Annotated in this window: 31 protein-coding genes; 24 read left to right on the top strand and 7 right to left on the bottom strand. The window is 64.1% G+C overall.

Translation table 11 applies throughout. The features are described 5' to 3' along the window. The first annotated feature begins 148 nt into the window (after positions 1–148). From AABE10_RS01870 to AABE10_RS01855, 4 genes are all read left to right on the top strand, one after another. A complete protein-coding gene (locus AABE10_RS01870; protein ID WP_342931596.1) occupies positions 149–769 on the top strand; it encodes a cytochrome b in 621 nt (206 codons plus the stop codon). Then, positions 769–2,307 carry a glycosyltransferase gene (locus AABE10_RS01865; protein WP_342932232.1) on the top strand — a complete coding sequence of 513 codons (1,539 nt, stop codon included), beginning with the start codon at positions 769–771 and terminating at the stop codon, positions 2,305–2,307. The genes AABE10_RS01870 and AABE10_RS01865 overlap by 1 nt, the downstream gene beginning before the upstream one ends. A gap of 328 nt (positions 2,308–2,635) precedes the next feature. Next, positions 2,636–3,757 carry an aromatic ring-hydroxylating dioxygenase subunit alpha gene (locus AABE10_RS01860; protein ID WP_342931595.1) on the top strand — a complete coding sequence of 374 codons (1,122 nt, stop codon included), beginning with the start codon at positions 2,636–2,638 and terminating at the stop codon, positions 3,755–3,757. Between the two features lie 191 nt (positions 3,758–3,948). Beyond that, positions 3,949–4,413 (top strand): SRPBCC family protein, encoded by a 465-nt coding sequence (locus tag AABE10_RS01855; protein ID WP_342931594.1) that lies wholly within the window; start codon positions 3,949–3,951, stop codon positions 4,411–4,413. A 158-nt stretch (positions 4,414–4,571) separates the two neighbouring features. Here AABE10_RS01855 and AABE10_RS01850 read toward each other — a convergent pair whose 3' ends face one another. Together AABE10_RS01850 and AABE10_RS01845 are read right to left on the bottom strand one after the other, a co-directional pair. Beyond that, positions 4,572–5,705, bottom strand: a complete 1,134-nt coding sequence (locus tag AABE10_RS01850; protein WP_342931593.1) for a porin — start codon at positions 5,703–5,705, stop codon at positions 4,572–4,574. Positions 5,706–6,408: 703 nt separating this feature from the next. Beyond that, positions 6,409–6,600: a glycine zipper 2TM domain-containing protein gene (locus tag AABE10_RS01845; RefSeq protein WP_342931592.1), complete on the bottom strand. Its 192-nt coding sequence runs from the start codon at positions 6,598–6,600 to the stop codon at positions 6,409–6,411. A gap of 232 nt (positions 6,601–6,832) precedes the next feature. On the opposite strand from AABE10_RS01845, the gene AABE10_RS01840 reads away from it, so the two are divergent. The 4 genes from AABE10_RS01840 to AABE10_RS01825 all read left to right on the top strand — a co-directional run bounded on the left by AABE10_RS01840 (position 6,833) and on the right by AABE10_RS01825 (position 9,573). Further along, positions 6,833–7,189: a YciI family protein gene (locus tag AABE10_RS01840; protein WP_342931591.1), complete on the top strand. Its 357-nt coding sequence runs from the start codon at positions 6,833–6,835 to the stop codon at positions 7,187–7,189. Positions 7,190–7,362: 173 nt separating this feature from the next. Beyond that, a complete protein-coding gene (locus AABE10_RS01835; protein ID WP_342931590.1) occupies positions 7,363–7,776 on the top strand; it encodes a YciI family protein in 414 nt (137 codons plus the stop codon). 76 nt (positions 7,777–7,852) lie between these two features. Then, positions 7,853–8,272 carry a VOC family protein gene (locus tag AABE10_RS01830; RefSeq protein ID WP_342931589.1) on the top strand — a complete coding sequence of 140 codons (420 nt, stop codon included), beginning with the start codon at positions 7,853–7,855 and terminating at the stop codon, positions 8,270–8,272. An 8-nt stretch (positions 8,273–8,280) separates the two neighbouring features. Beyond that, on the top strand, positions 8,281–9,573 hold the full coding sequence (locus AABE10_RS01825) for an RNA polymerase sigma factor (protein ID WP_342931588.1): 1,293 nt from the start codon (positions 8,281–8,283) through the stop codon (positions 9,571–9,573). 41 nt (positions 9,574–9,614) lie between these two features. Here AABE10_RS01825 and AABE10_RS01820 read toward each other — a convergent pair whose 3' ends face one another. Next, positions 9,615–9,791, bottom strand: coding sequence for a DUF1427 family protein (locus AABE10_RS01820; protein WP_342931587.1), 177 nt, complete (start codon positions 9,789–9,791; stop codon positions 9,615–9,617). A 29-nt stretch (positions 9,792–9,820) separates the two neighbouring features. Beyond that, a complete protein-coding gene (locus AABE10_RS01815; protein WP_342931586.1) occupies positions 9,821–10,777 on the bottom strand; it encodes an NADP-dependent oxidoreductase in 957 nt (318 codons plus the stop codon). 195 nt (positions 10,778–10,972) lie between these two features. On the opposite strand from AABE10_RS01815, the gene AABE10_RS01810 reads away from it, so the two are divergent. Then, positions 10,973–11,713, top strand: a complete 741-nt coding sequence (locus AABE10_RS01810; RefSeq protein WP_342931585.1) for a DUF429 domain-containing protein — start codon at positions 10,973–10,975, stop codon at positions 11,711–11,713. Positions 11,714–11,791: 78 nt separating this feature from the next. Here the strand turns inward: AABE10_RS01810 and AABE10_RS01805 are convergent, their stop codons facing one another. Further along, positions 11,792–12,085 (bottom strand): DUF1330 domain-containing protein, encoded by a 294-nt coding sequence (locus AABE10_RS01805; protein WP_090863878.1) that lies wholly within the window; start codon positions 12,083–12,085, stop codon positions 11,792–11,794. Positions 12,086–12,587: 502 nt separating this feature from the next. Between AABE10_RS01805 and AABE10_RS01800 the strand changes: the two genes are divergently transcribed. The 12 genes from AABE10_RS01800 to AABE10_RS01745 all read left to right on the top strand — a co-directional run bounded on the left by AABE10_RS01800 (position 12,588) and on the right by AABE10_RS01745 (position 21,169). Then, positions 12,588–12,887, top strand: coding sequence for a hypothetical protein (locus AABE10_RS01800; RefSeq protein ID WP_342931584.1), 300 nt, complete (start codon positions 12,588–12,590; stop codon positions 12,885–12,887). 314 nt (positions 12,888–13,201) lie between these two features. Next, positions 13,202–13,798 (top strand): RNA polymerase sigma factor, encoded by a 597-nt coding sequence (locus tag AABE10_RS01795; RefSeq protein ID WP_342931583.1) that lies wholly within the window; start codon positions 13,202–13,204, stop codon positions 13,796–13,798. Next, positions 13,795–14,283: a hypothetical protein gene (locus AABE10_RS01790; RefSeq protein WP_342931582.1), complete on the top strand. Its 489-nt coding sequence runs from the start codon at positions 13,795–13,797 to the stop codon at positions 14,281–14,283. The genes AABE10_RS01795 and AABE10_RS01790 overlap by 4 nt, the downstream gene beginning before the upstream one ends. Further along, positions 14,280–14,834 (top strand): periplasmic heavy metal sensor, encoded by a 555-nt coding sequence (locus AABE10_RS01785; protein ID WP_342931581.1) that lies wholly within the window; start codon positions 14,280–14,282, stop codon positions 14,832–14,834. The genes AABE10_RS01790 and AABE10_RS01785 overlap by 4 nt, the downstream gene beginning before the upstream one ends. 125 nt (positions 14,835–14,959) lie before the next feature. Continuing rightward, on the top strand, positions 14,960–16,531 hold the full coding sequence (locus AABE10_RS01780) for a DUF1800 domain-containing protein (RefSeq protein WP_342931580.1): 1,572 nt from the start codon (positions 14,960–14,962) through the stop codon (positions 16,529–16,531). Between the two features lie 2 nt (positions 16,532–16,533). Next, complete coding sequence (locus AABE10_RS01775; protein WP_342931579.1) at positions 16,534–17,730, top strand: DUF1501 domain-containing protein; 1,197 nt, start codon at positions 16,534–16,536, stop codon at positions 17,728–17,730. An 84-nt stretch (positions 17,731–17,814) separates the two neighbouring features. Further along, entirely contained in the window at positions 17,815–18,033 is a 219-nt protein-coding gene (locus AABE10_RS01770; protein ID WP_428983261.1) for a YXWGXW repeat-containing protein, read from the top strand. A gap of 273 nt (positions 18,034–18,306) precedes the next feature. Then, on the top strand, positions 18,307–18,792 hold the full coding sequence (locus AABE10_RS01765) for a VOC family protein (RefSeq protein WP_342931577.1): 486 nt from the start codon (positions 18,307–18,309) through the stop codon (positions 18,790–18,792). A gap of 243 nt (positions 18,793–19,035) precedes the next feature. Next, the gene (locus tag AABE10_RS01760; protein ID WP_342931576.1) at positions 19,036–19,512 is read left to right on the top strand and encodes a VOC family protein; all 477 of its coding nucleotides are present in this window, start codon (positions 19,036–19,038) and stop codon (positions 19,510–19,512) included. Between the two features lie 227 nt (positions 19,513–19,739). Next, positions 19,740–20,291 (top strand): GNAT family N-acetyltransferase, encoded by a 552-nt coding sequence (locus tag AABE10_RS01755; protein ID WP_342931575.1) that lies wholly within the window; start codon positions 19,740–19,742, stop codon positions 20,289–20,291. 252 nt (positions 20,292–20,543) lie between these two features. After that, entirely contained in the window at positions 20,544–20,816 is a 273-nt protein-coding gene (locus tag AABE10_RS01750; RefSeq protein ID WP_342931574.1) for an AbrB/MazE/SpoVT family DNA-binding domain-containing protein, read from the top strand. Positions 20,817–20,824: 8 nt separating this feature from the next. Then, entirely contained in the window at positions 20,825–21,169 is a 345-nt protein-coding gene (locus AABE10_RS01745) for a type II toxin-antitoxin system PemK/MazF family toxin (RefSeq protein WP_342931573.1), read from the top strand. 147 nt (positions 21,170–21,316) lie between these two features. Here AABE10_RS01745 and AABE10_RS01740 read toward each other — a convergent pair whose 3' ends face one another. After that, positions 21,317–22,036, bottom strand: a complete 720-nt coding sequence (locus AABE10_RS01740) for a GNAT family protein (protein ID WP_342931572.1) — start codon at positions 22,034–22,036, stop codon at positions 21,317–21,319. A gap of 294 nt (positions 22,037–22,330) precedes the next feature. Between AABE10_RS01740 and AABE10_RS01735 the strand changes: the two genes are divergently transcribed. The 3 genes from AABE10_RS01735 (at position 22,331) to AABE10_RS01725 (ending at position 25,162) form a co-directional block, all read left to right on the top strand. Then, positions 22,331–23,545, top strand: coding sequence for a DUF2252 domain-containing protein (locus AABE10_RS01735; protein WP_342932231.1), 1,215 nt, complete (start codon positions 22,331–22,333; stop codon positions 23,543–23,545). Between the two features lie 543 nt (positions 23,546–24,088). After that, positions 24,089–24,418 carry a hypothetical protein gene (locus tag AABE10_RS01730; protein WP_342931571.1) on the top strand — a complete coding sequence of 110 codons (330 nt, stop codon included), beginning with the start codon at positions 24,089–24,091 and terminating at the stop codon, positions 24,416–24,418. 138 nt (positions 24,419–24,556) lie between these two features. Then, positions 24,557–25,162: a flavin reductase family protein gene (locus AABE10_RS01725; protein WP_342931570.1), complete on the top strand. Its 606-nt coding sequence runs from the start codon at positions 24,557–24,559 to the stop codon at positions 25,160–25,162. Position 25,163: 1 nt separating this feature from the next. Here AABE10_RS01725 and AABE10_RS01720 read toward each other — a convergent pair whose 3' ends face one another. After that, complete coding sequence (locus tag AABE10_RS01720) at positions 25,164–26,009, bottom strand: AraC family transcriptional regulator (RefSeq protein ID WP_342931569.1); 846 nt, start codon at positions 26,007–26,009, stop codon at positions 25,164–25,166. Positions 26,010–26,081: the final 72 nt, after the last annotated feature.

The raw sequence follows: 26,081 nt of genomic DNA, 5'->3' as shown, positions 1-26,081 counted from the left end.
CGCGCACGTCGAAGGAATAAACAGGCATAGTGGGGCGTTCTGCTGACGAGACGGCAGCGGCGCGCGCACGCAGCGCGGTCCCGCACGACGTCTTGCGTTCTTGCATGCGGCTTTCGCCGCCCCTACCGACATCCAACGAAAGCGATTCATGGACACATCCACGTCATCACGCACGGCCACACGCGACGGCGCCGACGCGCTTTACGCGCCATTGCAGCCGGCGCGCTACACACGCATGGCGATGATCCTGCACTGGCTCATCGCCGTTCTCATCATTGCAAACGTCGTGCTCGGCCTTTCCGCCGATTCGCTGCCGGACGACTGGGTGCGCCCCGTCATCGATACGCACAAGTCGATCGGCATCACAGTGCTCGGCCTCGCGCTGCTGCGCGTGCTGTGGCGCGCGTCGCACCGGCCGCCGCCGCTGCCGCGCGAGTTTCCGTCGTGGGAGCGGATGGCCGCGCACGTCGCGCACTTTTTACTGTATTTCCTGATGTTCGCGTTGCCGCTGTCGGGATGGATGCACGACTCCGCGTGGAAGGACGCGGCCACGCACCCGATGCATCTGTTCGGCGTCGTGCCGTTTCCGCGCATCGGGCTCATCATGAATCTCGATCCCGCCGTCAAGGAACCGTTGCACGACAGGTTCGGCGCACTGCATACGTACCTCGGCTACGCGCTGTATGCGTTGCTCGCGATGCATATCGGCGGCGCGCTGAAGCATGAGCTGTTCGATCGCAAGTCCGTGTTCAGGCGGATGGTGCCGTGATGGATGCCGACGTGATCGAAGAGGCCACGCTCGCGCGCGGCGGCGCTTGCGACGGCGCTTGCGGCACGCGTCGTGGCCGTTCGAAGCCGTCGCTGCGCGACGCATTGGAGGCGGTATCGCCGCGCATCAATCAGCGCAAAGCGAGCTGGCAGAGCGTCGTGATTCACGGCAGCGTGACCGCGCTGTGGCTGCTGCTGTTCGCGCGAGCGTTCTTTCTGCACGGCGCGCTCGCGTGGTCGACGGGCATTGCGTATGTGGTCTACGACACGCTGTTGCTCGCGTTCGTGACCGTGAAGACGTTGCCGCTGATCCGCCGCTCGTTGCCCGCGCATCGTTGCGCCGACGCCGCGCATCTGCCGACGATGGGCGTGATCGTCGCCGCGCACAACGAGGCGGCCGTGCTGCCCGTGACACTCGCCGCGCTGCTGAGGCAAACACATGGCCTGTCGCAGATTGTGATCGCCGACGATGGTTCTACTGATGGCACGCGCGATCTGCTCACGGGCCGCTTCCGTCTGGCCGAGCCGGCGCTCGGCGAATTGAGCGCGCCGAGCAGCCGCTATCCGAATCTGTACTGGCTGCGCGTGCCGCACGGCGGCAAGGCGCTCGCGCTCAACGCGGCCATCGACGTGATGACGACGGACACCGTGATGACCGTCGACGCCGATACCCTGCTCGCCGACGACGCCGCGCTCGCGATGCGCGCGGCGTTCGCGCAAGCGCCCAAGCTGGTGGCGGCGACGGGCATTCTCGTGCCCGTGTGCAACCGCACGCCGAGCGGACGCGTGTTCCAGTGGTTTCAGACCTACGAGTACATGCGCAACTTCATTGCGCGCTTCGCGTGGATGCGCGCCGACAGCCTGCTGCTGGTGTCGGGCGCGTTTGCGTCGTTCCGGCGCGATGCGCTCGTCGCCGTCGGCGGCTTCGACGCGCAATGTCTCGTCGAAGATTACGAGCTGATCCACCGGTTGCGCCGCTATTCCGTCGATCGCGGCCTGGGCTGGGACGTGCGCGTGGTCGGCGATGCGCACGCGCAGACGGAAGCGCCCGCGACGCTCTGCGCTTTCCTGCGCCAGCGCCGTCGATGGTTTGCGGGCTTCCTGCAAACGCAATACTGGAACCGCGACATGACGGGCAATGCGCGTTACGGCACGCTCGGCCGCCTGATGCTGCCGATCAAGGCGTTCGACACGATGCAGCCCGTCTACGGACTGACCGCGTTCGCGCTGTTGCTCGGCTTTATCGCCGGCGGACACGGGCTGATCGTCGTGTCGATCTTCAGCGTGATCGGCCTCAAGACGGCCATCGATCTCGCGTTCTACGTATGGAGCATCCACCTGTACCGGCGCTGGACGGGGCAGACGAAAGGCTCGAGTCTGCCGATGGCGGTGGCGGCCGCTATCGCCGAGCCGTTCACGTTCCAACTGCTGCGGCACACGGGCGCGGTGCTCGGCTGGCTGCATTTTCTGCGCGGCGGCCGGTCGTGGGGCAAACAGCATCGTTCGGGTCTTGTCGGCGCGACGGGGCGCAGGCATTGAACGGCTGTTGCGCGCGCAAGCCGAACTGTAATGCGTTGAAGCGATCCTGTAATGCGTCGAGGCGCTTCGCAGCGTTGCACCTGCAACGACCGTGAACGAACCTGAACGACGTTGAAGGCGACACCGTAACGCCGCGACATCGCGACGGCGCAGTCGTTGGAGCGCATGCTGAGGACGTCGACGCGCGGTCGATTGCGCGTGCCTGCCGTAAGTCCTCATGAATCTCATCGGCGACTTCTAGTAGACTGAAAGGCGACATCGGTTTTCCAACAATCAAACCGGCTGGGTCCAGGCGACCAGTCGACCGTTGTGCCAGGAGGCTTCATACATGCATGTCGTCGCTCCGTTGGACAGCAATACCGTCGATAACGCTAAACCCGCCGTGCGCGATCTGCGCCGCGTCGATATCCACCCCGATCACTGGTATCCGCTTGCATGGTCGCGCGAAGTGAAGCGCGGCAAGGCGCTTGGCGTGCGCTTTGCCGGCGAGCCGATCGTGCTCGTGCGCACGGAGTCGGGCAACGTGTTTGCGCTCGAGGACCGGTGCGCGCATCGACAGGTGCCGCTGCATGGCGGAGTGGTCGACGGCGAGGCGATCCGCTGCTGTTACCACGGCTGGACGTATGACTGCACGGGCAAATGCGTCGACGTGCCGTACCTGGGCCGCGAACGCCTGCCGAATGGCGTGCGCGCGTATCCGTGCCGCGAATCGGAAGGGCTGATCTTCGTGTTTGCCGGCGATGCGCAACTCGCTGAAACGGTGCCGCTGCCGCCGCTCGGCTCAGTCTCCGACAAGGCCTACAAGACGCGCCGCTTCGGGCGCGAAGTCGCGTGCCATTACTCGTTCATGCACGAAAACCTGATGGACATGAACCATCAGTTTTTGCATCGCAAGCAGATGGGCAGGATGCGCGCGCGTTCGCTCGGCCGTCGGCGCGGCGAGAACTGGGTCGAGGTCGATTACACGTTTTCTCGTGAAGCGGGCCAGCAGCCGATCGGCGAGGCACTTGTGTTCGGACAGAGCCGTCCCGATTCGAGCATCGAGCGCAACGACGTGATGACGGTCCGCACGCAGTATCCGTATCAGACGCTGCAGATTCGCACGTCCGAAGGCTCGCTCGTGATGGACCTGTGGATCTGCTACGTGCCGCTCGACCGCGAGCAGCGGACGAATCGCACGTTCGGCCTGCTGTCCATCAAGCGGCCGAAGATCGGCGCGCTGCTCGACATCGCTTGGCCGCTGCTGGTGTGGTTCACCGAGCGCATCTTCGCGGAAGACCGCTGGATCGTCGAACGCGAGCAGGAGGCGCACGACGCACAAGGCGCCGACTGGAACCACGAAGTCTTTCCTGTGATCAACGAGCTGCGCGATCTGCTGCGGCAGTGCGGCGCGCCCGCGACGCGGCGGGTGATTCCCATCGAGCCGTCGGCGGAGTCGGTTGCCGTCTGATCTTTGCGGCCATTTTTCGTCTATTGATCGGACATTAGGCGTTCCAACGTTCGGCGCCTCGCATTCGCCGCGCTTTTCCGCGCGCGCGTGATGCGGCTTGCGCATTCGCTGCTTCGACAATGCGTTATGCTTGATTTCATTCGCGCGATGTTGGGCGGATGCGGCGTATTGTGTTCGAAGGAGGCTGTCTCATGTCCGAGGATGGCGACCTGGCTCCACCGATCGCGGATCTGGAAATCGTATCGACGCGCGTGTTCGATTTTCCGCGTGATCTCGTATTCAGGGCCTGGACGGACCCGGCGCATCTCGCGCACTGGTGGGGGCCGAAGGGCTTCACCAACTCATTCCACGAATTCGATCTGCGTCCTGGCGGCAACTGGCGCTTCGTGATGCACGGACCGGATGGCGTCGACTACAAGAATCACAGCGTATTCGTCGAGATTGCCGCGCCCGAGCGTATCGTGTTCGATCACACGTCCGGCCCATATTTTCGCGTCACCGCAACCTTCGATGCAGCCAGCGACGGGCAGACGCGCGTCACGTTTCGCATGCTCTTCGAGACGCCTGCTGTCTGCGCGCAGGTGAAGACGTTTGCCGTCAAGGCGAACGAAGAGAACTTCGACAGGCTGCAGAAGGAACTGAAGCGGATGGTTTGACGCTTCGTGCTTCTGGTTTGTTCTTCTTTGCGTTTCGATACGCCCAATAGGCAACGCCCCGATGCTCCGGAGAACATGAGGGCGTTGCGGTCGCCTTGCGGCCCGAGCGCTTACGGCAGGTCGGCCGTACGCATCGACTTGCCGCGCTTCGTGTGCGATTAGAAGCGGTGACGCATGCCAACCGATGCGACAGCCTGGCGGCGCGACGAGGAAGCGCCGCCTGCGTTGTCGATTTCGGCCGGGAGCAGATAGCCGTGTGCCGTGCTCGTCAACTGGTAAACGCCTTGTGCGTAGATGTCGGTGCGCTTCGACAATGCGTAGTCGCCTTGCAGGCCGATCTGATTGATGTGGAAGTGACTGTCGTCGACGCTGCCGTTGCTATACGTGTATGCGACGCCCAGACCCAGTGCCGGCGTCAGGTTGTACCTGGCGTTGACTTCGTAGTTGTTGATATGCGATGAAGCGCTGCCGTCCGCGAAGTTGTCGAAGCGAGCTTGGGTCCATGCCAGGCCTACGACAGCAGGGCCGAAAGCGTAGCTTGCGCCTGCACCGAATTGACGGTCACGATGCGCAGCTTCAATAAGCGGTGTCGCATCCGGATTCGAGGCAGTCATCACACCGCTCGAATTGCCGAAGGGGCTGTTTTGTTGCGCATAGCCAGCGCCGATGCGAAGGCCAGCGTTCTCGTAGCCAGCGCCGAAGCTGTATTCGCGGTTGTTGGCGAATTGAGGGCTGTTCGAGAAGCCATACGTACCGCCGAACGAGAAGCCCGCATAGTTCGCGCTCGTGAACTTGATCGTGTTGTTGTACGAGACGTTGCTGTCCTTGTTCAGACGGTCTTCGTTGCCGAAATGCGCAAAGTTCGTACCGCCCCAGCTGCCCGTGGCTGTCAACGGCGCGACGAAGTCTTGCATGGCGTCGTACTGACGGCCCACCGTGACCGTGCCGGCCTGGCTCGACAGACCGACGAATGCCTGGCGCGAAAACATCTTGCCGCCAATGGCATTCCGACCGTCGTTCAGATCGAATCCTTGCTCCAGGGTGAAGACGGCTTTCAGGCCGCCGCCCAGATCTTCGACACCGCGCAGACCAAAGCGGTTTTCGTTGACGTTGCCACTGCCCAAGGCCCAGCGAGCGTTACCTACCACGTCGCCGGCGCTGTTCAGGTGAGCGACATTGCTCGCATACGTCAAACCCGCGTCCAGCGTGCCATACAGCGTGACGCTGCTTTGTGCGTGTGCGACCGAGGCGAACGATGCAGCAACTGCCGTCGCGATCAGAATCTTCTTCATGTGTGCTTCCTTCAGTTCAAGGGGCAATACGAGGCTTGAATAGAAACGGACAAGCTATGCGTGCCACGTCCCGTGCGAAGCAAGACCACTGCACTTGCCCTGTTTGGGGAAGCGCAAGTATAGAAAGGGCCCCTAACTATCGACTTATGCCGTAATCGGAAATGGTGAATTTCTGAAATAGAAATAAAAGGCGGATGTGAATGCAATGGATTGATTTGACGTGATTTTCTATTCACAGATGTGACATGGTTTTTATTGAGATTAATTCAGTATGTTGTTAGCCGGCAACGAAAATAGATGAGTTTTTTATTTAGAGATAAACGGAATCACGCGGCATAAACAATGTTTTGCAATTTGCTCACGTTTCATTACCCGAACTGCCAAGAGACCGGGTGCATACGGGGCTTCGATACGCTTGCCGTGAAACCGCCGAAGCATGATATCAAGCAAATAACGAATGAACTTTCGATGAATTAGCGAGTCGCCAATTAAAGAAAATTAATCTCGAAAATAAAACGGAGGCCGCTGACTAGGTAGCAAAATTCAATCATCATCCGACAGAAAGAATCGAGAAGCCACAAGAACAAAAATTTGCAAATAAGACATTCAAGTCGGCAATGACATTCTTCAACAAAAATTAAAGGCGGTCATTCACGAATGAATGACCGCCTTTTTCACGTATTTAGACATTCTTCAATCGATGTCACTTGCCGAGTTCATGGCCGATGATTCCGCCCGCGACAGCACCGCCGGCGGTGCCCGCCGTGCTGTGCGTCGTCTCATGGCCCACATATCCGCCCGCCGCCGCGCCGCCGAGCGTGCATCCCGCCGCGAGCGGCAAGCATGCCGCCGCCGCGGCCGCGACGCGGAGCAGGACCGCATAGCGCTTCAACATGTCGTACCCCTGCATGATCCAACATACCTTCTGCGCCGCAAGCGCCGTGCCAATTCTGTCAGCGGAATGTCCATTCGAGCACAGCAGACGTTCCCAGGCGCGGCGTCACTTTGCTAGACTGCCTTCGCCAGCAGAACCAGCACTGGCGCCATCGTCCGCCGCGCCAACCCGTCCCACGAAGTACGGCATCCCTCGAACGCAGCGGTCCCGACAACCGGAAATCGGAGTCCTCATGTCTTACATGCTGCTCATCGTCGAACCAACGGAACAACGTGAAGAGCGCGGCGAAGTTGCGGGCCGCGCCGTCTACGACCGCATGCTGAAATACCGCGCCGACCTGCAGTCGCGCGGCCAGCTGATCGCCGCCGAATCGCTGTCGGGCGTCAACAAGGGCGTGCGCCTCGAAAAGCGCGACGGGCAAACGCGCCTGATCGACGGTCCGTTTGCCGAGGCGAAGGAAATGGTCGGCGGATTCTTTCTGCTGAACGTCGATACCTATGACGAAGCGCTCGCCCTCGCCGAGGAATGCCCGGCCGCCGAATGGTGCACGATCGAGATCCGCAAGGTCGCGCCGTGCTACGACTACTAGCCGAACGCTAGCGGACGTCAGCCGAACGCTAACCAGACGCGATCCGAACAGGCACGGCCAGCGCGCAGCGAGGGTTTTCCCTGGAGCCGGAATATGTCGATCGGACCGTGCGCCGCTCGTCGTCGAAGTAAGAAGCCGCCAAGGGCTTCCGTTACGACCGAGGAGGGATGGCGATGCGATTCATGATCATGGTGAAGGCCACCGCGGACAGCGAAGCCGGCAAGATGCCGGAAGAAGAACTGATTGCGTCGATGGCGACGTACCACGAAGAACTGCAGAAGGCGGGCGTGTTGCTCGATGCGTCCGGCTTGCACCCCAGTTCGAAGGGTTGGCGCGTGCGCTATTCGGGCGGCAAACGCAGCGTGATCGACGGCCCGTTCGCCGAAACCAAGGAACTGGTCGCAGGCTACACCGTGATCCAGGTGCGCTCGCGCGAAGAAGCGATGGAATGGGCGCGACGCTTCCCCGCGCCTTTCGGCGAGCAGGCGGACGGCGAAATCGAAGTGCGTCAGATGTACGACCTCGACGACTTCGAGCCGAGCCAGGCGATGGACCGCTTTCGCAACATCGAAGGCGCGAATCATTAAGCTCTCGCGCGGCCGAAGCGGGCCGCGCCTGCCTACGACCGCGCACTCAAGACGATAACGATAAGGACGAACAATCATGCACAAGCAAATCTACGTGAACCTGGCCGTGAGCAGCGTCGAGAAGTCGAAGGCCTTCTTTTCGCAACTCGGCTTCACGTTCGAACCTAAATTCAGCAATGAGCAGGCGGTCAGCATAGTGATCGGCGAAAACATCTATGCGATGCTGCTCGCGAAGGATTTTTTCCAGACCTTCACGCACAAGACGCTGTGCAATCCGAAGGAGAGCACGGAGGCGCTCGTTTGCATTTCATGCGACAGCCGCGCGCAGGTCGACGAACTGGTCGCGAAGGCGCGGGCCGCCGGCGGCGCGGTGCCGCGCGCGCCGCAAGATCACGGCTTCATGTACGGACACGGCTTCGAGGACATCGACGGCCACATCTGGGAACTGGTGTACATGGACCCGAACGCCGTCATGCCCACGGCCGACGCTTCCTGAGGCCGGCCGTGACGACGGCTGCGACTCACCGTGCGATCGAGGCAGTCTGGCGGATCGAATCCGCGAAGGTCATCGCTCATGTCGCGCGCATCGTGCGCGACGTCGGGGTGGCCGAGGAGCTGGCGCAGGACGCGCTGGTCGCCGCGCTCGAAACGTGGCCCGATGGGGGCGTGCCCGACAACCCCGGAGCATGGCTGATGGCGACCGCGAAGAACCGCGCGCTCGACCGCTGGCGGCAGGACGCGCTGCACGCGCGCAAGCACGAGGAGCTCGGCGCGGACATGGACGCGATGGAGGCGCACATCGTGCCGGATTTCGTCGATGCACTCGACGCCGCGCGCGCCGACGACATCGGCGACGATCTGCTGCGGCTCGTATTCACCGCGTGTCACCCGGTGCTATCGAAGGACGCGCGGGTTGCGCTCACGCTGCGCCTGCTTGGCGGCCTCACCACGGACGAAATCGCGCGCGCGTTTCTCGTGCCCGAGCCGACCATCGCGCAACGCATCGTACGCGCGAAAAAGACGCTCACGGCGGCAAAAGTGCCGTTCGAAGTGCCGCAGGCGAACGATCGCGCGGTGCGGCTCGCATCGGTGCTCGAAGTGATCTATCTGGTCTTCAACGAAGGCTACTCGGCGACGGCCGGCGACGACTGGATGCGTCCTTCGCTATGCGAAGAAGCGCTGCGTCTCGGGCGCGTGCTGGCCGGCCTGATGCCGGACGAAAGCGAAGTGCACGGCCTCGTCGCGTTGATGGAGATTCAGGCATCGCGCACGCACGCGCGCGTCGATGCGCAAGGGCGGCCCGTGCTGCTGCTCGATCAGGACCGCAGCCGCTGGGACCCGTTGCTGATCCGGCGCGGGCTCGCCGCGCTGGATCGCTCGGAGGCGCTCGACGGCATGAGCGGCCCTTACACGTTGCAGGCGGCGCTCGCCGCGTGTCACGCGCGCGCCCGCACAGCCGCCGACACAGACTGGACGCAGATCGTCGCGCTCTACGATGCGCTTGCCGAGGTCGCGCCGTCGCCCGTCGTCGAGCTGAATCGCGCCGTTGCCGTCGGCATGGCGTATGGGCCGATGGCGGCGCTGGAAATCGTCGATGGACTGGCGGACGAATCGTCGCTGAAAAACTATCACTGGCTGCCGAGCGTGCGGGGCGACCTGCTCGCGAAGCTCGGCCGCAACGACGAAGCGCGCGCCGAGTTCGAACGGGCCGCTTCGATGACGCGCAATGCGCGCGAACGCGAACTGCTGCTCGAACGCGCGCGCGAAATGAGTGGCGCGCCAGGACGCGTGCAGTAAGCGCGCTTTGCGGCCGCATCGACGCGCGGTTAGTCGGCGCGTCAGCTTGTCACGTGCGCGAGCACCGTGCGCGCGAACGGAATCGCGTGCTCGCCCGCGACCATGCCTGGCAAGCCGATCAGCGCGACGATGGGCGGCGCGGGCGATTTCACGTCGATGACGTTATGCAGCAGGCCGACGGCAACGCCCGCCGCCCGCGACACGATATAGGCTTTCATACGAGTCTCCGGGAGTGGGTGACGTTGCGTTACATCGTGAGCACCACGCGCCCGCGCGTGCCGCCCGCGACGGCCGCGTAAGCGTCGCTCGCCTGTTCCAGCGCGAAGGTTTGCGCGATCGAAGGCGCCTGCAACCCGCCGCTGTCGAACACGGTGGCTAGTTCCGTCATCATCCGCGCGGAGTCGGCGACGCCGAGCTTCGCGCTATCCGCGCCGAAGAGCTGCGTTTCGTTGTGATAGAAGTCGATCAGGTCGAACTCGACGCGCCGCTTGCCCGTTGCGCTGATCTCGACGACGCGGCCTCGCCACTTCGCGAGCTTGAGCGCCGTTTCGAACGCGACGCCGCCGACCGCGTCATACACGACGTCCGCGCCGCCGAGTGCCTTGACGCGCTGCGCGGCGTTGTCGTCGATGCGCACGTAATGGTCGATCAGACGGCCGGCGGGCGAGTCCGCATCGGGCTCGCGCCGGTCGACGGCGATTACCTGGCAGCCGCGCGATTTTGCGATCTGCACGACCGCGCCGCCGACGCCGCCGCTCGCGCCGATGACGGCAACCGTTTCGCCAGCGACCAGTTGCGCGTAATCGACGACACCCAGCCACGCGACCACGAAGTTCACGCCGATCGCCGACGCGTGCTCGTGCGTCAACGATCGCGGCTTGCGCGACAGCGCGGCGGCGGGAATCTTGATGAACTGCGCGTGCGTGCCGTCGCGCGCGAAGCCGATGTCGCCACCCGTGCCCCACACGTCGGTGCCGATCCAGTCGGCCGGGCCGTCGACCACGACGCCGCTGAAGTCGCGCCCCGGAATGCGCGGCAGGGTGGTGTGCGCGAAGTGACCCGAGAGATTCTTCACGTCGCCCGGATTCACCGAGGCCGCTTTCACTTGCACGATGGCGCTCTCGGCGTCGACGACGGGCGTGGGGACCTCGCCGTAGTCGAGAACTTCGGGACCGCCAAAAGACTTGAACTGGATCGCTTTCATTGCTGCTCCTGCGTGCCGTCGGATTCGGTGAATTCGCTTGCCGCGTCGCACGGGCGATGCTGCGTATTGCGGCAGTCTAGGTGACAGGCGCGACGGCGTTCAGACAAGTGCTTTCGAATATCGGACAGACGGCGCGGGAGACGGTATGGTCGAGCTTCGCTCATTCACTACGACGATTCACCGGAAACGAACGGCATGCGTGACCATATCGGGCCAACGTCAGACCTGGTCGGCGTGGACGGCTGCAAGGGCGGCTGGTATGCCGTCAGGCAGGACGCGCGGACGGGTGCGATTTCGGAGCGCATCTGCGGGTCGTTTGCCGAGGTCCTCTCGTGGGCCACGGCGCCCGCCATCGTAGCCGTCGATATGCCCATCGGGCTGTCGTCATCCGTCTATCGCGCGTGCGATGCGGAAGCGAGGAAGCGGCTCAAATGGCCGCGCAGCGCGTCGGTATTCCAGACGCCCGTGCGTCAGGCGCTCGGCGCGGAATCGTTCCGGCAAGCGTGCGACCTGAATCGCGAAGCCACGGGAAAAGGCATCTCGCAACAGGCCTTCAACATTCTCCGCAAAATCGCCGACATCGATCGAGCGCTGCGTGCAAGCGCGCGCGATGCATCGCGCGTGTTCGAGGTCCATCCCGAGCTGGCCTTCATGCAGCTTCAGGCGGAGCAAGGTGGCGAAGAGCGTGGATTGATCGAAGGAAAGACGACGGTGGACGGGCATGCTCGAAGAAAGGCGTTGCTCGATCCTGTGTTCGGCGCGTCAGTGCAAGCCGCGCTCGATGGGCGCGTTTCGCGCCATGTGCAGAAAGACGATGTGCTCGATGCGTTTGCCGTGCTGTGGAGCGCCCGGCGCATTGCGACGGGCAGCGCGATCATGCTGCCCGTCGAAGAACCACGCGACAGCGCGGGCCTGCCGATGGCCATCCGCTACTGACTTCACACTGCGCGGGAGCGGAGGCCCGCGCTATCGCCACGCCGCACGGGCAGCATCATGAGCGCGCGGCGAACGGCGTTACTCCGCGCCGCGCACGATGCGCAAGTCGCGTTCGACGGCATTGCCGAGCGCTGCGAGCGCCTTCTTGTACGCTTCGCTGTCGTAGGCCGCGACGGCCTGCTCGTACGTCGGAAACTCGATGACGACGGTCCGTTCCTTCAAGCCCTGTTCGCGCACTTCGTCGGCGGCGCCGCGCACGATGAACTTGCCGCCCGCAGCCGTAATGGCGGGCGCCGCAAGTTGCGCATAGGCGGCCAGCGCCGATGCGTCGTTCGTCTTGCGGTAGACAGTGACCCAGTATCCCTTGCTCATTTCACGTTTCCTCATGTTTAAGGTTTGACCATAGCGGCGACGGGCATCCATCTGCCCGCGCCGCTGACGCTCCCGAATTCTCGCTCAACAACGGCGAGCGCGCTCGCCGAATCCCCCGACTGCGCCCGGCAGCGCAAAGAAGGAACGACGCGTCAGGACTTCGTCCCAGCCGAACCGGCGAGCGTCGCGTGCGGATTGAAGTCGGTTGGCAGCGCGCCGAGCTCGCGGCGGAACATATCGCTGAAGCTGCTGGGCAGATAGCCGAGCGAGCGCGCGATGCTACAAAGACTCGTCGAGAACGTCGAGAATCAGTCGTTGTTCGTCACTCGCGGCTCCTGTCGCGTGAAGTCACGCCTGACGATACCCATTCCCCGGCGCGCGCGCCACCAGCTGGCCGCGCCGAAAAGACTCCGCAGAATCCGCGACGGATTTTCCGCGCCCGCGCGTTCAAGCAATGAACCGGACGATTTTCGGACCGGCAACCGAACCAAGGGAGAACGCAATGAACACACAGAAATTCTTGCGCCTGCTAATGGCGGGCGTACTCGCGCTGAGCGCTTCGGCGGCATTCGCGCAGGTGATCGTCGCGCCGATGGCGCCGCCACCACCGCGCGCCGAAGTCGTGCCGCCGCCGCGCGCGGGCTACGCGTGGGACCCGGGCCGCTGGCGCTGGGCTCATGGCGGCTACGTGTGGGTGCCGGGGCATTGGCAGGGCGTGCGCGTGGGATATCGCTGGGTGCCGGGCCACTGGGTCGCGCGCGGTCCGAACTGGCGCTGGGTGCCGGGCCATTGGGCGATCTGACCGGCGGCAATGATGTGTCGACCAGGGAGAGAACGATGAAAAAGCGGCTATGGCTACTGCTGGCGTTGCTCGCAGTGACGCTCGCGGGTTGTGTGGTGGTGCCGGCGCGGCCTTATACGTGGCGGTCGGCCGTCGTCGTGTATTGATCGGATCGTCGAGGGGATGCGGGCCTCGCGTATGTGCCGCGAAAGGCGCGCATGTTACGGTTCGCTGCGTCAATACGGTCCATATGGTCTATACGGTCCATGCAAGATCACCCATGACACGGAGCGACGGCAAGTGACAGAACGTCTTGTCGCGAGAGATTGCGCGCGATGCGCGCGGCGCGAGCGGAGCAGCGCGCGTTGAGCGGGCACGATCCGGACGCGGAACTCGTTGCGGGCGTCGGCAGGCAGGAGCCGGCCGCTGTTCGCGCGCTCGTCGCGCGCAAGTTGCCGCGTCTGCTGGCGCTCGCGATGCGGATGCTGGGAGACCGTATGGAAGCCGAAGACGTCGCGCAGGAGGCGTTCGTGCGCATCTGGAAGCAGGCGCCGAACTGGCGCGAGGGCGAAGCGCGTTTCGACACGTGGCTGCATCGCGTCGCGCTGAACCTCTGCTATGACCGTCTGCGCGGACATCGCGAAGAGCCCGTCGACGCCGTACCCGACGAGGCCGATCCCGTTGCCGCGCCCGATGCGCAACTCGAAGCGCAGTCGCGCGACGCACGCGTGCGCGCCGCGCTCGCCGCATTGCCGGCGCGTCAGCGCGAGGCGCTCGTGCTCAACTACTACCAGGAACTGTCGAACATCGAGGCGGCCGCGTTGATGGACATCACCGTCGACGCGCTCGAAAGCCTGCTCGCCCGCGCACGCCGCAATCTGCGCGCCCGACTGGCAGGCGACGATCTCGCCGGAACGAGGGACTTGCGATGACACCAGAGAGATTTCGCGCCATCGTCGATGCATACGGCGCCGACGCGCGCCACTGGCCCGCGTCAGAGCGGGCGGCTGCGAGCGAGTGGGCCGACCAGCATCGCAGCGAAGCCGACGCGCTGCTCGCCGAAGCCGCGCGACTTGATGCGTGGCTCGCGAGCGATAGCCTCGAAGCGCCGGATGCTGCGTTCATCGAGCGCATCGTCGCGTCGGCGCCCCTGCCCGCGTCTTCGCCGGCATCCGCACCGGCACCCGCACCCGCAAGAAAGCGTCCGCGCTGGCTGACGCTGCCCGGCTGGCGCTCGCGGCGCGCGGGGCTGTGGTGGTCGGGCGCAGCGTTCGCGGGCGTCGGCCTGATCGGCGGATTCGCAGGGGCGTTCGCCGTGTCTTTCTTTCTCGTGACGGGCACGCCGTCGCCGGCGTCGGAATCTTCGTATCTGACAACGGGTTTTGGCGGCACCGCCGCCGATTGGAGCGGCGAATGAGCGGACGCGGCTGGAAATTTCTGTTGATCGGCTCGCTGGTGCTCAACGTGTTCATGATCGGCGGCGTGGCGGGCGGCGCGTATCAATGGTTCATCGCGCATGGGCGCACGACGGTCGCCGCGCAGCCGCAGCCGCGCGCGTTGCGCTTCGCGGCGCAAGGGCTGTCGGCGCAACGGCAACAGCAGTTCGTCGATGCGTTGAAGGCCGCGCGTCGCGAGGCGCGGCCCTATGCGCGCGAAGGCCGCGAACAGCGGCGCGAGGTGCTGCGTTTGCTGTCCGCGCCGCAACTGGATCGCGCGGCGCTCGACGCGGCATTGAACCGCACGCGCGAAGCCGATATCTCGTTGCGTTCGCGTGTCGAGCAGAGCGTCGCGGATTTCGCCACGACGCTCTCGCCGGATGAGCGCGTGAAGTTCGCAGAAGGGCTGAGGGAGCGGGGACAGTGGCGGATCGCGCAGGCGCAGCAACAGGCGCAACAGGCAAAGGAGGCGCAGCAACAGCTTCAGCAGCGCTTTCGGCAGGAGCAGGGCGACGAGCCCGCGAGCGATTGAACTGCGCTGCATCGCCGGGCGGAAAAACATCGACGACATATCGACAAAAGCAGCGACGGAAAAGCGCGGCACGCACCGTTTAACGCATATCGACAACGCGCATAACCGGCGACACAGGAGCGAGCATGGCCAATTCATCCGCCGCAACGACGGCCCCGCCGTTGAGCGCGGCCGCGATCGCGATGAACCGGTTCGGCCTCGGCGCGCGCGCCGACGAAGCGCCGCCCGCCAATCCGAAGGCGTGGCTCGTCGCGCAGTTCGACGCGTATCAGCCGATGCCCGCCGCATGGGCGGATCAACCGACCTCGCTGACTATCTCGGCGGAGCTGGCGCAACAACGCCAGCAGGCGATGGCGAACGCGGCGGCCAGTTCGACGAACGCGGCGAACGCATCTGCGAGCGGCACGCGCGCCGGCAGCGCGCCCGCCAACGCGGCCAACACCGCCTACGCCTCGAACACCGCCAACGCCACGAATGCCGCCAACGCCGACGATGCGAAGAAAGCCGCCCGCCAGGCCGCGAACAAAGCGGTGCGCATGGAGGCGCGCGACACGTACCGTGCGGCCGTGAACGCCCGAGTCGCGAGCGCGCTGACGACGCCCGCGCCTTTCATCGAGCGGCTCGTGCACTTCTGGGCCAATCACTTCGCGGTCTCCGTCGATAAAGGCCAGGTCGCGTCGTTCGCGGGCGCGTTCGAGGTGGAAGCGATCCGCCCGCATGTGCTCGGCCGGTTCGAGGACATGCTCGTGGCCGTCGAGCGCCACCCCGCAATGCAGCTCTTTCTGGATCAGACGCGCTCGGTCGGTCCCGACAGCGCCGCCGCCATGCGCGCCGCGCAGCGCAATCCGAACCGCAAGCCCGGCCTCAACGAAAACCTCGCGCGCGAGATCATGGAACTGCACACGCTCGGCGTGCGCAGCGGCTATACGCAGGACGACGTTACCGAGTTCGCGCGCGCGATGACGGGCTGGAGCATCGCGGGCGCTCAGGGTCCGCAGCCGAACAACGCGCCGCCGGGCGCATTCGTGTTCCGCGCGCAACTGCACGAGCCGGGCACGCGGACCATCATGGGCCGCCGCTACGATCAGCCGGGCGAAGGGCAGACGCTCGCCGTGCTGCACGATCTTTCGACGTCGCCTGCCACGGCTACGCACATCGCAGCGAAGCTCGTGCGCCACTTCGTCGCCGACAACCCGCCGCCCGATGTCGTCGACCGGCTGTCGACCGTCTTCATGCGCAGTCGCGGCGATCTGCCGGCCGTCTATCGTGAGTTGATCGACAGCGACGCCGCGTGGTCGCCCGTTGCCGTCAAGTTCAAGTCGCCGTGGGAATGGACGATTTCGTCGCTGCGCGGGCTTGGCATGCGCGATCTGAACAACGCGAGCAACGGGAACGGCGTCGTGCAGATGGCGCCCGTTCTCACGCAGCTCGGCCAGCAGGTATGGCGCCCCGGTTCGCCCGCCGGTTACGACGACATCGCCGCGAGCTGGGCCGCGCCCGATGCGCTCGTTCGGCGCGTCGAGATCGCGCAGCGGATTGCATCGCGTGTCGGCGACCGGATCGATCCGCGCTCGTTGGGGCAGACGTTGATGGCGGGCTCGTTGAGCGAGCCGACGGAACTGGCCGTGTCGCGCGCGGAAAGCGCATCGACGGCGCTCGCGCTGCTGCTCGTGTCGCCCGACTTTCAACGGAGATAGCCATGCTCACCCGCCGCAGTTTCATCCGTGTGGCCGCAGCCGGCGCGGGCGCGATGCTCGTCGCGCCGCAGATGGTCTTCGCGCGCATCGCGACTGACCGCCGCTTCGTCTTCGTGATCCAGCGCGGCGCGGCCGATGGCCTGAACACGGTCGTGCCTTATGCCGATCCCGCGTATGCGGCGCTGCGCGGCGCGCTGGCCGTCGATACGTCGTCGTCGACGAAGCTCGACGGCATGTTCGCGCTGCATCCGTCGCTGGTGCAGATCGGGCAGATGTACGACAGGCGCGAGGCGCTGTTCGTGCATGCCGTCGCGTCGCCGTATCGGGACCGCTCGCATTTCGATGGGCAGAACGTGCTGGAGACGGGCGGCGCGTCGCCGTATCAGGTGAAGGACGGCTGGCTCAATCGCCTCGTCGGGATGATGCCGGACGCGAATCAGGCGAGCCGCGCGTCGAACCGCGTATCGAACCGCGAGACGACGCACGAGAACGCGATCGCCTTCGCGCCGACGGTGCCGATGGCGCTGCGCGGTCCGGCGGGCGTCGCATCGTATGCGCCTTCCGCGCTGCCGCAGGCGCCCGACGATCTGCTTGCGCGCGTCTCACAGCTTTACGAGCAGGATGCGCAATTGCGCCCGTTATGGGAATCGGCGATGGCGGCGCGCGGCCTCGCGGGCGACGCCGGTGCGCGTCAGGACCCGGCGAGCCTCGGTAAGCTCGCAGCCGGCTTTCTGTCGCGCGAGGACGGCCCGCGCATCGCGATGATCGAAACGGGCGGCTGGGACACGCACAGCGCGCAGATGCCGCGACTCGCCGCGCAACTGAAGGCGCTCGATACGATGCTCGCCGCATTGCGCGACGGGCTCGGGCCGGCGTGGAGCAAGACCACGGTGCTCGTCGCCACCGAATTCGGCCGCATGGCGGCTGCGAACGGCACGGGCGGGACGGATCACGGGACGGCATCGGTGGCGATGGTGATCGGCGGCGTGGTGGCGGGCGGGCGCGTCGTCGCAGACTGGCCTGGGCTGCGTCAGAGCGATCTGTACGAGGCGCGCGATCTTAAGCCGACGGCGTCGCTGGATGCGCTGATTACAGGCGTCGCGAGCGAAAGTCTCGGACTCGATCCGTACAAGACTGCGCGCACGCTGTTCGCGCAAGAGCGCAGCCCGCAGCCGATGACGGGACTGATTCGCGCGTAGCACTTGTTGCTGGCGGTGATCGGCTTTCCTGTTTTCAAAACTTCAAAAACTAATAGGGAGAAAACCTTGAAGTACGCATCGAATCTGAAGTCCGCGAAGCTGCGCACGCTGCTGTTGGGCGCGCTGTGCGCATCGACGCTTTCAGCCTGCTACGTCGTCGAGCCGGCGCGACCACCGCAGCCCGCGCCCGTCGCGGAGGTGATGCCCGCGCCGCCCGCGCCCGGGTATCGCTGGGTGAAGGGCCACTATCGTTGGGAAGGGAATCACTGGGAGTGGGTGCCGGGTCATTGGCGGCCGGCTTGATGCTGTGCTTCGATGCGGCTCGATATCGTTTTGATGACGCTTTGATGCGATCCGATGCCTTGCGAAAAAAATCGATTGCGCATGTCGATCTGAAGGTGGTTTGTTCGTCATAGTGGTGAAGACTCGCTGTCATGCGAAGCTTCGTCACGCATCAACCCCTTCATCCAGCAACTATCTTGCACGCGCCGGGAGCAAGGCATGGGACGGGAGCCGCCGCCAGGCGCCAACTTCCGTCGACAAGCCGACTCCCGTCGATAAAGGAGAGACACGATCATGTCCACCTCAGCCGTCAAGCCCATCCCCGAGGGCATGCACTCGTTGACGCCGCACATCATCGTCGCGGGCGCGGCGGAAGCCATCGAGTTCTACAAGAAAGCATTCAACGCAATCGAACAGGTCCGTATACCGGGGCCGGGCGGCAAGCTGATGCACGCATCGCTGAAAATCGGCGATTCGACGCTGATGCTCGTCGATGAAATGGCCGATTGCGGCGGCGGCGCGTCGCTAGGGCCGAACGCGCTGAAGGGCTCGCCTGTCGTGCTGCATCTGTATGTCGACGATGCCGACGCCACGATCGCGCAAGCGGAAGCGGCAGGCGCAAAGGTGACGATGCCCGCCGCCGATATGTTCTGGGGCGACCGTTACGGCCAGGTCGAAGATCCGTTCGGCCATAAGTGGTCGGTCGCGACGCACAAGCGCGATGTCACGCATGAAGAAATGAAGCAGGCGATGGAACAGATGGCGCAGGGGCGTCAGTGATTTCGGTGGCGTTAGTGGAGTCAGTGGCGTAGCTGTGGCCGAGCGGCGAAAGCGGCGCGCGGCTGCGAAAAGCCGCGTTCGAAACGCGCTGCGCGATGGGCCGACATTTCGCGGCGACGTCGGACGCCCGAAGTCGGCGACATGATGATGCGAGCGGCGTGGGCCCGCCTCGGCGCGTTCCGAGGCGGCGCCCGCGCATCGCTTTATCCCGACATCGCGCGATACAACAATCAAGGAGATCGGATGGACAAGATAGCGACGTGCCTGTGGTTCGACGGCAAAGCGGAGGAGGCCGTGAAGTTCTATACAGGCATCTTCAGCAACTCGAGCATCGACGATGTGATGCACTACGGCGAAGCGGGACCGGGCACGCCGGGCAGCGTGCTGTCGATGACGTTCCATCTCGAGGGCCGCGAATTCATCGCTCTGAATGGCGGCCCACAATTCACGTTTTCTCCCGCGATTTCGATGTTCGTGAAGTGCGAATCGCAAGCGGAAGTCGACGCGCTGTGGGACAGGCTGCTCGAAGGCGGCGGCGCGCCTCAGCAATGCGGATGGCTCACGGACCGCTACGGCATATCGTGGCAGATCGTTCCGACCGCGCTCGGCAAGATGCTAAAAGACAAGGATCCGGCGAGGGCCAGGCGCGTAATGCAAGCGATGATGCAAATGGTGAAGCTAGACGTGAACGCGCTCGAAGCGGCATACGCGCAGTCGTAAACTTTTGCGGGCGCAGCGGGCGCTTGCGTGAACCGAGGGCGCCTGCCGCTCGTCTGTGCATTGGTTCAGCAGCACTCTTCGCGCGTGCTGACGCCTGACGGAAGCGGCCGGGTTTATGCGCATCAAGTCTGGCGCGGGCGTCGGGGCCTCGGGTCGCCGCCGACGCACTTCAGCGCGCGTTTCTGCGATGATCGGCCCTTTCCTGTTTGCCGGATCGAAAGCGCGCCATGTCCCCGTCCTCCTTTGAGCTTGAAACCGATCGACTGATCTTGCGTCCTCACGTCATCGAGGATTTCGAAGAGAGCCTCGCGTTGTGGTCCGACGAGATCGTTACGCGCTTTATCGGCGGCAAGCCGTTTAATCGCGAAGAAGTATGGTCTCGACTTTTGCGTTATGTCGGTCATTGGACTGCGCTGGGATACGGCTACTGGACGATCCGCGAGAAGTACAGCGAACGATTCGTCGGCGAGGTCGGCTTTGCAGACTATCGGCGCGAGATTGATCCGCCGCTCGATGGCGTGCCGGAAATCGGCTGGGCGCTGATGCCGCCCGCGCACGGACAAGGCTATGCGACGGAAGCGGTGCGCGGCGCGTTGACATGGGCCGATGCGAAATGGCCGGGCGGCGACACCGTCTGCATCATCGCGCCGGATAACGTGGCGTCGCGGCGGGTCGCGCAAAAATGCGGCTACATCGAAGAGCGACAGACGACGTACAAGGGCCACGCGACGGGGATCTTTCGTCGAGCGTCAGGCCGCATTCATCCCATCGGTTCTTAAAACTTTCCTATGCCTTCTGGCCGAATGGTGCAGAGCCGCCATTGATGCGACATTCACTACGCGACTGCACCGATCATGCGAACCACCCAATCGCATCGCAGGTATCGCACGTAGATACGATGTTGACACATTAACCCGCGCCGCGTAGCATCACAGTATCGACATTGTAGATACGCGCGGCGCTTCTGGTCCCCCGTGGGCCTCACAGAGGAGGAAGTCGTGTATCGGAATTTCTCGGGCGAGGGTGGGGCTATGGCTATTCAGACAATCAAGCGGTGGGGAAACAGTCTCGCGGTGAGAATTCCCGCGAGCCTGGCTGAGGAATTGCACCTGCGCGAAGATCAGGAAGTGGACATGGTGGTGGCGGACGGCGCGCTGGTCGCAACGCCTGCCGTCAAAACGTTCAGCTGGGATGAGTATCGCGAGCAACTCGCGGCGAGGCCGAACGACGTGCATCCGACTATCGATCCTGGCGTTGCGGTGGGTTCTGAACTTGCCGACCCAACGGACCGGGACGACTGGTAAGGAGCAACATGAAAAACGGCGTTCCCGAGATCGGCGATGTGTTGTGGATCAGGCTCGAACCCGTGGTCGGGCACGAACAGGGCGGTGGCTATCCACGGCCCGTCGTCGTGGTGTCACACGCGACGCACAACGGTCCGACGCACCGTGTCGTGGCCGTACCTTGCACGACCAAGGCGCGCGGATTTTCGACGGAAATTCCGGTTTCCGCGTTGCCGAAGCCGTGCGTCGCGTTGATCGATCAGATCACTACGCTCGATTGGGTGGCGCGGCGTGGCGAGTACCGGGAAGAGCGCGTCGCGCAAGGCGAACTCGACGCGATCCGCCGCAGCCTGAAGGCGTTCCTGATGATGTGACGACATGCCGCTCGCCTCGCGCATCGCCCGAAAATGGGCGTGCAGCGGCGCACGTCCTGTTCCCAACCGCCAGCGGCGCGGGACAAGACGCTCGCCGCCTACGGCTCGGCGGCCAGCATTCGTCGCGTGCTGCCGCGCGTATGGTCGCTACGCGCGCCGGCCCGCCAGGCACGCTTGCAAGGTTCGCCGCTGTGTGCCTTGCGAATCGAAGTTCGCTTCGTCGAGCCATTCCGCGAAGCCCGCGCGCAGCGCCGGCCATTCGCTGTCGATGATCGAGAACCACGCGGTATCGCGATTGCGGCCTTTATAAATCACGGCCTGGCGGAAGATGCCTTCGAACGTGAAGCCGAAGCGGGCCGCCGCGGCGCGCGAAGGCGCGTTCAGCGCATCGCATTTCCATTCGAAGCGCCGGTAGCCAAGATCGTCGAACGCCCGCTGCATCACCAGAAAGATCGCCTCCGTCGCCATCCGCGTTTTTTGCAGGCGCCGCGAAAACACGACGAAACCGACTTCGATCACGCCGTTCGACTTGTCGATGCGCATCAGCGAAAGCGTGCCGATGGCCTTGCCCGTCGCCAGATCGATCACGGCGTAATGCAGCGGATCAGGCGACGCTGCGAGGATCGTAAGGCAGTCGCGATACGCTTCGCGCGTATAGAACGGGCCAACGGAAAGGTACGTCCAGTCGCGGGCGTCGGGCGCGGCGTCATAGGCGTCGTACAGATCGTCGAGATGACGCTCGACGTTCACGCGTTCGAGCCGGCAATAGCGTCCCGCCATCGGCTGATCGCCCGGCGCTTTGACTGGCTGCCAGTTCGGCATCGGTTCGCCGACTGGCTGTCCGTATTCGTTGACTCGCTGGCCCACGTTGTTCTCCCGTCGTGTGTGCGTTTTGAAGTATGCCAAGCGGGCAAGATACGGCAAACGCCGCGCATCCGTAAGAACCAGCCTGGCCGGATTCGATGGAGCCAGCGCCGACCGCGCCGAGCGGCACGGAACGATGGTTGCTGGCTATACGCATACCGACACGCGAGCCACGCGTCCAGGCGGCACGGAGTCAGGGAGTCAGGGAGTCACGGGATCACGCCCTCCCAACGTTTGGAACTGAAAGGCTGTCGATACAGAATGAAAGTGATCGAACCCTATCCTCGCGAGGCCAGCATGCTCGATGTCGTCGATGAAATCTCCCGCTTCAATGCCGGCCGTGACCCCGAACGCCTTGCGATGAAGTACGCGCGCATGCGCATCTCGCCGTTCGTGTTTTTGCGCGGCACGTGTCATCTGTTCTACAAGCGACTGTCCAGCGGCAGCGTGCTGGAAAATTCGCCGCACGCATGGATTTGCGGCGACATGCATCTGGAAAATTTCGGCAGCTACAAGGGCGACAACCGGCTCATCTATTTCGACATCAACGATTTCGACGAGGCCTGTCTCGCGCCGTGCCTGTTCGAGATGATCCGTCTACTGACGAGCGTGCTCGTCGCCACCGACGATCTGAAGCTCAGCCGCGCCGAAGCGCTCGCGCTGTGCCATATCGCCGTCGATTCATACGCGGCCGCGCTGCGCTTCGGCAAGGCGCGCTGGATCGAAGAGGAAACGGCCGAAGGGATGGTCGCCGAGCTTTTCGCTGCATTGCATCAGCGCTCGCGTGTCGATCACCTGAACCGGCGCACCGAACTGAAGGGCAAGAAGCGGACGCTGCGTGTCGACGGCAAGAAGGCGTTGCCCGTCACCGACAAGACGCGCGAGAAAGTCACCGCGTTCATGAACGACTTTGCGAAGCGCGAGCCGAACCCCGCTTTCTACGAGATCATCGATGTCGCGCGCCGCATCGCGGGCACGGGCAGTCTGGGCGTCGACCGCTACGTGATCCTGGTCGAAGGCAAGGGCTCACCTGACGGCAACTATCTGCTCGACATGAAGCTCCCGCTGCCATCGGCGACCGCGCCGAATGTCGATACACCGCAGCCTCGATGGGCGAGCGAGGCGGAACGCGTCGTCGAGATACAGCGGCGCGATCAGGTGGTGTCGCAGGCATTCCTGCATGCCGTCGAATTCGAAAAGCGCCCGTACGTGCTGCGCGGCCTGCAGCCCTCCGAGGACCGCGTTGCGCTGGAGAACTGGAACGGCAAGCTGCCGCGGCTGGAAAGCGTGGTGCGCAACATGGCGGAACTGGTCGCGTGGGCGCATTTTCGGAGCAGCGGACGGCAGGCCTCCGCCATTGCCGATGACCTGATCGCGTTCGGCGAAAAGAACAAGTGGCAACTCCCGCTGATCGATCTCGCGACGCAGTGCGAAGCGCAAGTCGTCAGCGACTGGCACACGTACTGCACGGCTTTCGACGCCGGGGCTTTTGATCAGAGCGCGAAAAGCTAAGCTAAAAAGCGCATGGCGAGTCCGCCGCTTGGGAACGCGGCACGAATCAGTCGTGCCGGGGAATCAGTCGCGCTGCGAAATCGATCGCGCCACGAGGTCAACCTTTACGTGTGGAAGCAAAAGCGGCAATTCGCACGACCGGCCGGGAGAGCAGCCCATAACCGCGGCAGCACCCCGCACCCGTACCCGCAACCGCAACCGCACCCACCCGTACCCGCAACCGCAACCGCACCCACCCGCACCCGCACCCGCACCCGCAACCGCACCCGCACCCGCACCCGCAACCGCACCCCGACCCACCCGCAGCACCGAAGATATCCAGCGCAATATTCGAAAAATACGAATATGTTAGCGGGCTGGACGGCAGCGAGGGAGTGTGTAAATCTGACGATGGCGTCGTGGCGGAATGCGCGTCGTTTTCCGGGCTCGTTCGCCCTGCATTTCCCGAACCACGTCTGTACCCGACGCCGCGCACGGGCGCGCCGCCCGTGGGGCATGAACAATGCCTTCCTATGAGTCACTTCCACAACAGGAGACGGCACTATGGAAATCGAAGCGACCGCATGGTTCCCGCTGGACGACTATGCGCCCGTAAGGGACGGGTGGTACGAAGTCCAGCTTGTGAGCGGAGAGACAGCATTCGCCAAGTTCGCGGAAGGCGGATGGACCGAAAGGCCGCTCCTCGTGTTCACACACTGGCGCGGGCTGAGCGAAGATCCCGCGCGCGTGAACGAACCGGAAACCATCGACGCCGAAGCCACGGCAGCAGAAGGCGTGCGCGCTGCGTGGAATGCATTCTTCCCGGGCGCGAACGGCGAGGCGCACAAGCCGCACGACATCTCGCACGGCAAGCCGCCGCCCATCACGCACTGACTTCTCGCATCCACGCGGACCTGCGGACGGCGCGTCGGCGCCGCCGCTCGTTTCAGCGTCAACGCTTGTCTGCCACGCGGCCCTCGTGTTTTTTCCCGCTTCGCTAGAATGCAGCGATCGATATCGCGAAGGCCATCCATGCAAGATTTCCGCCAACCCGTCGATCTGACGCGCGCCACGCGCCTTCTGAATCACGGTCCCGTCACGCTCATCACCAGCGCGCACGGAGGCCGCTCGAATGTGATGGCGGCGTCGTGGGCGATGCCGCTCGATTTCGTTCCGCCGAAAGTCGTCGTCGTGATCGACGCAAAGACGCTGACGCGGCAACTCGTCGAAGCGAGCGGCGTGTTCGGCCTGCAGTTGCCGACGCGCGGCTTCGCGCGCCATACGCTCGCGGTGGGATCGAATGCAGGCGTCGAGATCGACAAGCTCGCGGCGCTGCAACTCGACACGTTCGCCGCGCAGAAGATCGACGTGCCGATGCTGGAAGGCTGCGTCGCGTGGTTCGAATGCAAGGTGATTCCGGACGACAGCCAGCGTCACGACCTGATCCTCGCCGAAGTGGTCGCTTGCTACGCGGACAGCCGCGTCTACTCGGAGAACCGCTGGCACTTCGGCGACGATCACGACATGCGCACGTGCCACTACGTCGCGGGCGGCACGTTCTTCGAAACCGGCGACACATTCGAAGTCGAAGCCGCGCCTGTCGGCAGCGTCGGTAGCGTCGGTAGCGACAAAAGCTGAATCACGTCTTGAGCGGCACCCAGATTTCGACGCCGCCCATTCCCGTCACGGGGTTGAACTGCTCGCTGTAGCGCTCGAAGTTGGGCACATCGGCGGGCGTGTGGCCGGACTCGGGCAGCCACGTGTTCCAGATCGTGTTGCACGTGCGGCGTATCGCCGAGATGTGCTCGCGATGCGTGAACACCGCGTAGCGCTGTGCACCGATGCGCACGCGGCTCAGTTCACCGGGCACGCCGGAGAAATCAGCGACTTCGACGCCGCACAGGTAATCGAAGTTGCCCGAGTCGTCGGGGTTGTAGCTGATGCCGTACGCGACCTGACCGATCTGTCCCGGCACATTGCCGTTGATCGCGTTGAAGCGTTGCCATTGCGCGGGAATGCCGGAACTGCTTTCGCAGTTGTAGCGCACGCTCAATCCCGCGACGAGCAGCGGCGCGCCGTCGACGAAACGCGGCGGTTCGAGATGGGCTAACAGGGATTCTTCCATTTTGATTGGCTCCACGAGTGCGATGTTGTCGAGATGACCTTGCGCGCGCAACGCTTCGGGCGTGAGTCCGAACTGCTCGCGAAACGCGCGCGTGAATGCCTCGTGAGAGCCGTAATCCGCATCGACCGCGACGGCGAGAATATCCGGCGCGCCGCGCGCAAGGTGCCGCGCCGCTTCCGTCAGACGTCGCGCGCGCACATAGCGCATCACCGAATAACCCGTTGCCGCTTCGAATGCGCGCGACAGATGAAAGCGCGAGACGCAGCCGCAACTGGCGATTTCATCGAGTGACAGCTCGCCCGCGAAGTGGCTTTCGATAAACCAGAGCGCTCTTCCGGCGGGGGTCGCGGCTGGGTTCATAGGGACTCTCGTTTCGGCATGAACCCAGCATATCGATTGAAGGCAGCGTTCATTTGATTGCGCTTGCGCTTC

The organism is Paraburkholderia diazotrophica (genome assembly GCF_038900755.1).
In the GTDB taxonomy this organism is placed as follows: domain Bacteria; phylum Pseudomonadota; class Gammaproteobacteria; order Burkholderiales; family Burkholderiaceae; genus Paraburkholderia; species Paraburkholderia diazotrophica_A.
Note: the sequence above shows the minus strand (reverse complement) of the source record. Positions and strands in the feature narration are given on the sequence as shown.